The sequence below is a fragment of the Streptomyces lonarensis genome (genome assembly GCF_012033735.1).
GTDB classification, from domain to species: domain Bacteria; phylum Actinomycetota; class Actinomycetes; order Streptomycetales; family Streptomycetaceae; genus Streptomyces; species Streptomyces lonarensis.
Window position 1 is genome coordinate 24,166 of the sequence record NZ_JAAVJD010000044.1, and the last position, 6,220, is coordinate 30,385.

Annotated in this window: 9 protein-coding genes; 7 read left to right on the forward strand and 2 right to left on the reverse strand. The window is 72.7% G+C overall.

All coding sequences use genetic code 11. From position 1 onward, the window contains the following. Positions 1-29: 29 nt before the first annotated feature. The 5 genes from HCN56_RS08675 to HCN56_RS08695 are packed head-to-tail and all read left to right on the forward strand — an operon-like array spanning position 30 to position 3,349. Positions 30-584, forward strand: a complete 555-nt coding sequence (locus HCN56_RS08675; RefSeq protein WP_167968923.1) for a thiamine pyrophosphate-binding protein — start codon at positions 30-32, stop codon at positions 582-584. Positions 585-586: 2 nt separating this feature from the next. Then, a complete protein-coding gene (locus tag HCN56_RS08680; RefSeq protein ID WP_209312512.1) occupies positions 587-1,135 on the forward strand; it encodes a thiamine pyrophosphate-dependent enzyme in 549 nt (182 codons plus the stop codon). Between the two features lie 32 nt (positions 1,136-1,167). Beyond that, a complete protein-coding gene (locus HCN56_RS08685; RefSeq protein WP_167968924.1) occupies positions 1,168-1,437 on the forward strand; it encodes an acyl carrier protein in 270 nt (89 codons plus the stop codon). Positions 1,438-1,478: 41 nt separating this feature from the next. After that, positions 1,479-2,501, forward strand: a complete 1,023-nt coding sequence (locus HCN56_RS08690) for a FomB family phosphonate monophosphate kinase (protein WP_167968932.1) — start codon at positions 1,479-1,481, stop codon at positions 2,499-2,501. Then, positions 2,498-3,349, forward strand: a complete 852-nt coding sequence (locus HCN56_RS08695) for an EamA family transporter (RefSeq protein WP_167968925.1) — start codon at positions 2,498-2,500, stop codon at positions 3,347-3,349. The genes HCN56_RS08690 and HCN56_RS08695 overlap by 4 nt, the downstream gene beginning before the upstream one ends. 219 nt (positions 3,350-3,568) lie before the next feature. Here HCN56_RS08695 and greA read toward each other — a convergent pair whose 3' ends face one another. Then, on the reverse strand, positions 3,569-4,069 hold the full coding sequence (gene greA, locus HCN56_RS08700) for a transcription elongation factor GreA (RefSeq protein ID WP_167968926.1): 501 nt from the start codon (positions 4,067-4,069) through the stop codon (positions 3,569-3,571). A 336-nt stretch (positions 4,070-4,405) separates the two neighbouring features. Next, complete coding sequence (locus tag HCN56_RS08705) at positions 4,406-4,888, reverse strand: DUF4307 domain-containing protein (RefSeq protein WP_167968927.1); 483 nt, start codon at positions 4,886-4,888, stop codon at positions 4,406-4,408. 156 nt (positions 4,889-5,044) lie between these two features. Between HCN56_RS08705 and mca the strand changes: the two genes are divergently transcribed. Together mca and HCN56_RS08715 are read left to right on the forward strand one after the other, a co-directional pair. Then, positions 5,045-5,920: a mycothiol conjugate amidase Mca gene (mca, locus tag HCN56_RS08710; RefSeq protein ID WP_167968928.1), complete on the forward strand. Its 876-nt coding sequence runs from the start codon at positions 5,045-5,047 to the stop codon at positions 5,918-5,920. A gap of 1 nt (position 5,921) precedes the next feature. Beyond that, entirely contained in the window at positions 5,922-6,101 is a 180-nt protein-coding gene (locus HCN56_RS08715; RefSeq protein WP_167968929.1) for a hypothetical protein, read from the forward strand. The last annotated feature ends 119 nt before the right edge of the window (positions 6,102-6,220 follow it).

A 6,220-nucleotide genomic window follows, 5' to 3' on the forward strand; every position in this document is an offset into this window, starting at 1 on the left:
GCCCTCACCGGAGAAGAGTTGCCCCACCCATGACAGACGTGCAGACACCGACACCCCCGGCTCCGCCCGTCGCGGTCGCCGACCGTGACAGCGCGGCCCTCACCCTCGTCCGGGCCTTCGCGGACCGGGGGACCACCCACTTCACCGGCGTCCCCTGCTCCCTCCTCAAGGGGGTCTTCCGGGCCCTGGAAGCCGGGACGGGACCCGCTGCCGGGCTCTCCTACTTCCCCGCCCCGCGGGAGGACTCGGCGGTCGGCGTCGCCGCCGGCCTGGCCGCCGCCGGAGCGCGCCCGGCCGTCCTGATGCAGAACTCCGGGCTCGGCTACTCCCTCAACGTGCTGACCTCGCTCAACCTGATCTACGACCTGCACGTGCCACTGGTCGTCAGCTGGCGCGGCCACGACGCCGGCGACGCCGTGGAGCACGACATCATCGGCCGCGAACTCCTCAACCTGCTGGACGTGTTCGGCCTGCGCCACACCGTCTTCGACCCCGAGGACGCCTACGCCTCCGTCGAGCGCTGCCTCGACGCCGCGGACGACGGACGCACCACTCCGGTTCTCGTCGTCAAGGAAGGGATCTGACCGTGTTCGGCATCCAGGACGCGATACGCGCCGTCACCGAGAAGTACCCGACCTCCCTCACCGTCTCCACCTGCGGTTTCATCACCCGGGACCTGTACAACACCGTCGACCGGCCCGAGAACTTCTACCTGGTCGGCTCGATGGGGATGGCCGCCCCCGTCGGCCTCGGAGTGGCCCTGGCAGCGCCCCGGCGCCACGTGGTCGTCCTCGACGGCGACGGGTCCTTCGCCATGAACCCGGGCGCCCTGCCCATGATCGCCGAACACGCCCCGGACCTGGTGCACGTCGTGCTCGACAACGGCGTCCACGAGAGCACCGGGGGGCAGCGGCCGGTCCGTGTCGCCGACCCCGCCGGCCTGGCGCTCGCCGCGGGGTACGCCGCGGCGCACACCGTCACCTCGGCCGCGGAACTCGCCGCCGTCAGGACCGAACCGGGCGTCACCTCCCTGATCCACATCAGCTGCGCCCCCCGCGGCGCGCACGCCGGGAAGCGCGTCGAGTGGACCCCCCAGCAGATGGTGGAGCGGTTCCGCGCGGCAGCGGCGGCCTGAAGCACCCACGACGGAGAGGACAGACGCGCACCATGGACGACACCACCGCCACCACGCCGGGGACCGAGGACCGGGTCCGGCAGGTCCTGCTCTCGGTCCTCGGGGACTCCGTCGACGTCTCCCTCGTCGACACCGACACCGACCTCTGGTCGATGGGCCTGGACTCGCTGCGCTGCGTCAGACTGATGGTGGCGCTGGAGGACGAGTTCGCCATCGAGTTCCCCGACGAACTGCTCACCCGCGAGACCTTCTCCTCGGTCCGCCGCATGAGCGACGCCGTGGCCGGCACGGCCGCCCGGTGACCGCCGCGGCGACGGCCGGCGGCGTGGACGGCCCTGCGGGGCTGGGGCGGCTGCCCGTGCGCTCCGAACGCCACGTCGACCTCAACCTGCTGAGCGTCCGCATCACCAGCAACCTGGAGGAGTTCGACGGCTACGCCTACTTCTCCCGGGACGCCCCGGCAGGACGCGAGCCGGACCACGAGATCGTCTGCGTCGACCTGGAGAGGGACCACTTCGACCCGGCGGACCTGGACCGGCTGCGCGACCGCACGCTGCGCGCCACACGCTTCCGCTCCGGGTACTACCTCAACCACATCTTCGGGGAGCCCGCGTACCTCTTCACGGACGGACGGCGCTCCGTCGTCCTCGGCCGCCGCCTGGAGCGGACCATCTGGCCCTACTTCGTGAAGCGACTCCTCACGGAGTTCGCCGTCGACCACGGCTACCTCCACCTGAAGGCCGCCGGTTTCACCCTCGACGACGGGAGTGCCACGCTGCTGGCCGGCCCCAACGGCGGAGGCAAGACCGTCTTCCTCACCCAGGCGTGCCTGAACGGCGCGCGGTTCCTGACCAACACCCACATGCTGGTGCGCGACGGAGAGGCGCACGCGGTCCCCTCCGCCGTCCGGGTCCGCCCCTCACCGCAGTTCGCCGAACTCATAGCGAGGCGGGCGCTCACCCCGCACCTGGAGAGCGGCGACTTCGTGGCCGCTCCGGAACTCCTCTTCCCCGGCGCCCCCAGGGACCGGGGCCGGGTCCGCACCGTGGTCGTCACCGACTACTCCCCCGACCGTCCGCGGGCGTTCGAGCGGATCAGCGCGGAGCAGGCCGGGCTCTTCCTGGGCCTGTTCTCGGACGGAGTCGTCAACTACGGGCTCAAGGACGACCTGCTGGCCCACCACCGAGGCGATCTCGACGCGTTCACCGCGTCGTTGGCCGCCATGCGCCGGCAGCTGGCCGACCTCGTCGGGAGCGCCCGCTGCTACCGGGCCAACGTCGACATGCTGGACGCCTCGGTCCGCGCGGAGGTCCTGGCGGAACTGTCCTCGGCCGGCCGGCCGGCGGCCGCACCTGCGCGCCGGTGACACCACTCGTCGTCGCCGTGGTGCTCTTCGCCGCGATCACGCACGCCGCGTGGAACGCCATCGCCCACCGCATACCGGACGAGTTGGCGGCTCTCACCCTGGTGGGGGTGGGCCGCACGCTCTCCGGAGCCGCGCTGGCGCTGCTCGTCCCGTTCCCCGCGGCGGCGGCCTGGCCGTACCTCGGAGCCTCGGTCCTGCTGCACGTGGCGTACCAGCTGGCGCTCATGCGGTCCTTCCGGCTGGGCGACTTCGGGCAGGTCTACCCCATAGCCCGGGGCGTGGCTCCGCTGCTCGTGACCCTGTTCGCCGTCTTCGTCCTCGGCGAGCACCTGGGGGGTGCCGGCGCCGCCGGCGTGGCGGTGGTGCTGACCGGCATCCTCGGGCTCGCGCTCTGGGGCGTGCGGGACCGAACGCGCCGCCCGGGCGGTCCGGCGGTGGCGATGGCGACGGCCACCGGGGTGATGATCGCCGTCTACACCGTCGTCGACGGCCTCGGCGTGCGCGAGGCGGACGCGGCTCTCGGCTACATCGCGTGGCTGATGCTGCTCGACGGGCTCGCGGTGCCGATGTACGCGGCGGTCACCCGGCGCGGCGCTCTCCTGCCCCGGTTGCGGCCGTTCCTCGTGCCGGGGCTCATCGGTGGCGCGCTGTCCACGCTCTCCTACGGTCTGGTGCTCTGGGCGCAGACGAGGGCGCCGATCGCCCCGGTGGCGGTGCTCCGGGAGTTCAGCGTGATAGCGGGGGCGGCGATCGCCACGTTTCTCTTCAAGGAACGGTTCGGCGGGCCGCGGATCGCCGCGGCGGTACTGATGGTGGCCGGAATCGCGCTCCTGGTCGGCACTGCCTGAGTCCCGTGCCGCCGTTGCGTCGCGGGCGTCGCGGGCCCGGCGCGGGGTCTCACGCACGCCCGGGGGGGGCTCCCGGCCGTTGCACGGGCGCCGCCGCGGTGGGGGTGCGGGGCGGACTCGGGGTGATGCGGCTCCCTCAGCCCTCGGTTCTCCCAGCTCTCGGCCGGGGCGCCGGGCTGCGGGCCGGTCTCCCGGCCCGCAGGCCGGGTGCGGTCTGCGTCAGTTCGCGACGTACGGCTTGGCGTCGATGATCTTCACCTTCGCCACGCTGCCGTTGGGCATCTCGTACTCGGCGTCGTCACCGGCCTTCTTGCCGTTGACCGCCTTGCCCAGCGGCGACTGCGGGGAGTAGGTGTCGATGTCCTCGGAGGCGTACTCGCGGGAGGCCATGAGGAAGACGAGGGTGTCGTCCTCGTCGCCGTCGAAGGCGACGGTGACGACCATGCCGGGCTCGACCACGCCGTCGTCGGCGGGGGCGGCACCGACCTGGGCGGTGCGCAGCAGTTCCTCCAGCTGGCGGACGCGGGCCTCCTGCTTGCCCTGCTCCTCCTTGGCCGCGTGGTAGCCCGCGTTCTCCTTGAGGTCGCCCTCCTCGCGAGCCGCCTCGATCTTGCGGGCGATCTCGGTGCGCGCCGGACCCGTGAGGTCTTCCAGCTCCCCCTTGAGCTTGTCGTACGCCTCCTGGGTCAGCCAGATCACGTTGTCGCTGGTCTGGGTCACAGGTGCTCCTCGGGTTACTGGTGGGAATACAAACAAGGCCCGACCCGGCGACTCCTTGCCGTGCCGGGTGGGCGAAGGATCGATGATAGACCAAGCATCATCGAGTTGCGAGAGGATTACCCTCCGAGTTCGCGCACAAACCACCTGCGGCCGTCACCCGCACTGACCTGCTGTTTCAGGCAGCGGGCGGCGACGGCTCCCGGTGACACGCGGTGGTCGTCGGCGGCGGGCGGGCCGGGGCGGGGGAACGGTCGGTGACGCTCCGCGACGCCCCGGGCGCACCGCGGGCGGGGCGTCTCGTGGGCGGACGACTGCCGCGCGGGGCACCGCCGGCGGTCAGTCGCCCGCGGTGCAGCTCAGCAGCTCGGCGCTGGTGGCGCGCTCCGTGGTGCGCAGCGTGTGCGCCCGGTGGAGGGTGGCGCCCTCCGCCTCGAAGCGGAAGTCGACGCGGCCGACCTCCAGGCCGTCCTCCGCCTGGGAGCGGACGGTGCAGACGGCCGGGGTGCCCTCGGCCTTGCGGACCTGGAGGGTGACCTCGACCTCGGTGTCGGAGACCACGGTGAAGCCGGTGAGCTCGCCGGTGACGTCCTGCTTGCCGATGTAGGAGATGCCGGACCAGGCGATGAAGGCGAGGAAGAGCACGCCCAGCACGCCGCCGACGATCTTCAGGCCGCGGTCGCCGCTCCCGCCGGCCGGCGAGCCGTAGCGCCCGGCGGGCGCCGCGCCGGGGCGGGACGGGCCGGGGGCCGGCCCCGAGGCGGGCGAGGCTGCGCCGTCTCCCTGGCGGGGGGCGGCGGGCTGGTCACCGGCGGTCGGCATGGCTGCGGTCCTCGGTCCTCGCGTGGCGGTGTCGGGCGGCGGCCCCGGGCTCCGCCCGGTCGCGTCCCGGCCTGTGCCGGAGGGCGGGAATGGAGTGTCGGCGCCATCAGTCACTATAGAAGCCGATTGGCGGACCAAGATGACGAGGATCGTGCCTTGACCGAACACCTGCGGCTCATGGCCGTGCACGCGCACCCCGACGACGAGTCGAGCAAGGGCGCGGCGACCATGGCCAAGTACGTGGCCGAGGGCGCCGATGTGCTCGTCGTCACCTGCACGGGCGGCGAGCGCGGCTCGGTGCTCAACCCCAAGCTCCAGGGCGACCCGGAGATCGAGAAGAACATCCACGAGGTGCGGACGCGGGAGATGGACCGCGCCCGGGAGATCCTCGGCGTGCGGCAGGAGTGGCTGGGGTTCGTGGACTCCGGGCTGCCCGAGGGCGACCCGCTGCCGCCGCTGCCGGAGGGCTGCTTCGCGTTGCAGGACGTCGACGAGGCGGCCGAGCCGCTGGTGCGGCTGATCCGCTCGTTCCGGCCGCAGGTGATCACCACCTACGACGAGAACGGCGGCTACCCGCACCCGGACCACATCATGACCCACCGCATCTCGATGGTGGCGTTCGAGGCCGCGGGCGACCCGGAGCGGTACCCGGACGCGGGCGAGCCCTGGCAGCCGTCGAAGCTCTACTACAACCAGGGGTTCAACCGGCCGCGGACGGTGGCGCTGCACGAGGCGCTGCTGGCGCGGGGGCTGGAGTCGCCCTACGGCGAGTGGCTGGAGCGGTGGGAGCAGATCAGCCGCAAGGACCGCGAGCTGACGACGTTCGTGCCGTGCGGGGAGCACTTCGAGACCCGCGACCGGGCGCTGCTGGCGCACGCCACCCAGATCGACCCCGACGGCGGCTGGTTCCGGGTGCCGCTCTCGGTGCAGCGGGAGGTGTGGCCCACCGAGGAGTACGAGCTCGCCAAGAGCGTGGTGGAGACCACCCTCCCCGAGTCGGACCTGTTCGCCGGTGTCCGCGACAATGGCTGACATGACTGACCTGACCCCCCTCGCCCGGGAGCTGGACGAGTTCACGGTGACGCCGGGTGCCCTCGGCTTTCTGGTCTTCGCCGTGCTCGGTCTGGCCGTGTGGATGCTGCTCCGGTCGATGACCAAGCAGCTCAACCGGATCGACATCAAGGAGTCGCAGGACACCCCCTCGTCCTCCTGACGCCGGGCCCCGCCCCCGCCGCCCCACCCGCCCGCCAGGCCGCCCCGCCGGTGGCCGCGGCGACCGCTTCCGCCTCCACGACCTCGTGCGCCGCTTCGCCCGCGCCCGGCGCGCCGAGG

Bases quoted from the DNA above. Each gene is read 5' to 3' on its own strand.
- HCN56_RS08715 (WP_167968929.1), top strand. From the start codon at position 5,922: ATGACTGACCTGACCCCCCTCGCCCGGGAGCTGGACGAGTTCACGGTG.
- HCN56_RS08675 (WP_167968923.1), top strand. From the start codon at position 30: ATGACAGACGTGCAGACACCGACACCCCCGGCTCCGCCCGTCGCGGTC.
- HCN56_RS08685 (WP_167968924.1), top strand. From the start codon at position 1,168: ATGGACGACACCACCGCCACCACGCCGGGGACCGAGGACCGGGTCCGG.
- HCN56_RS08705 (WP_167968927.1), bottom strand. From the start codon at position 4,888: ATGCCGACCGCCGGTGACCAGCCCGCCGCCCCCCGCCAGGGAGACGGC.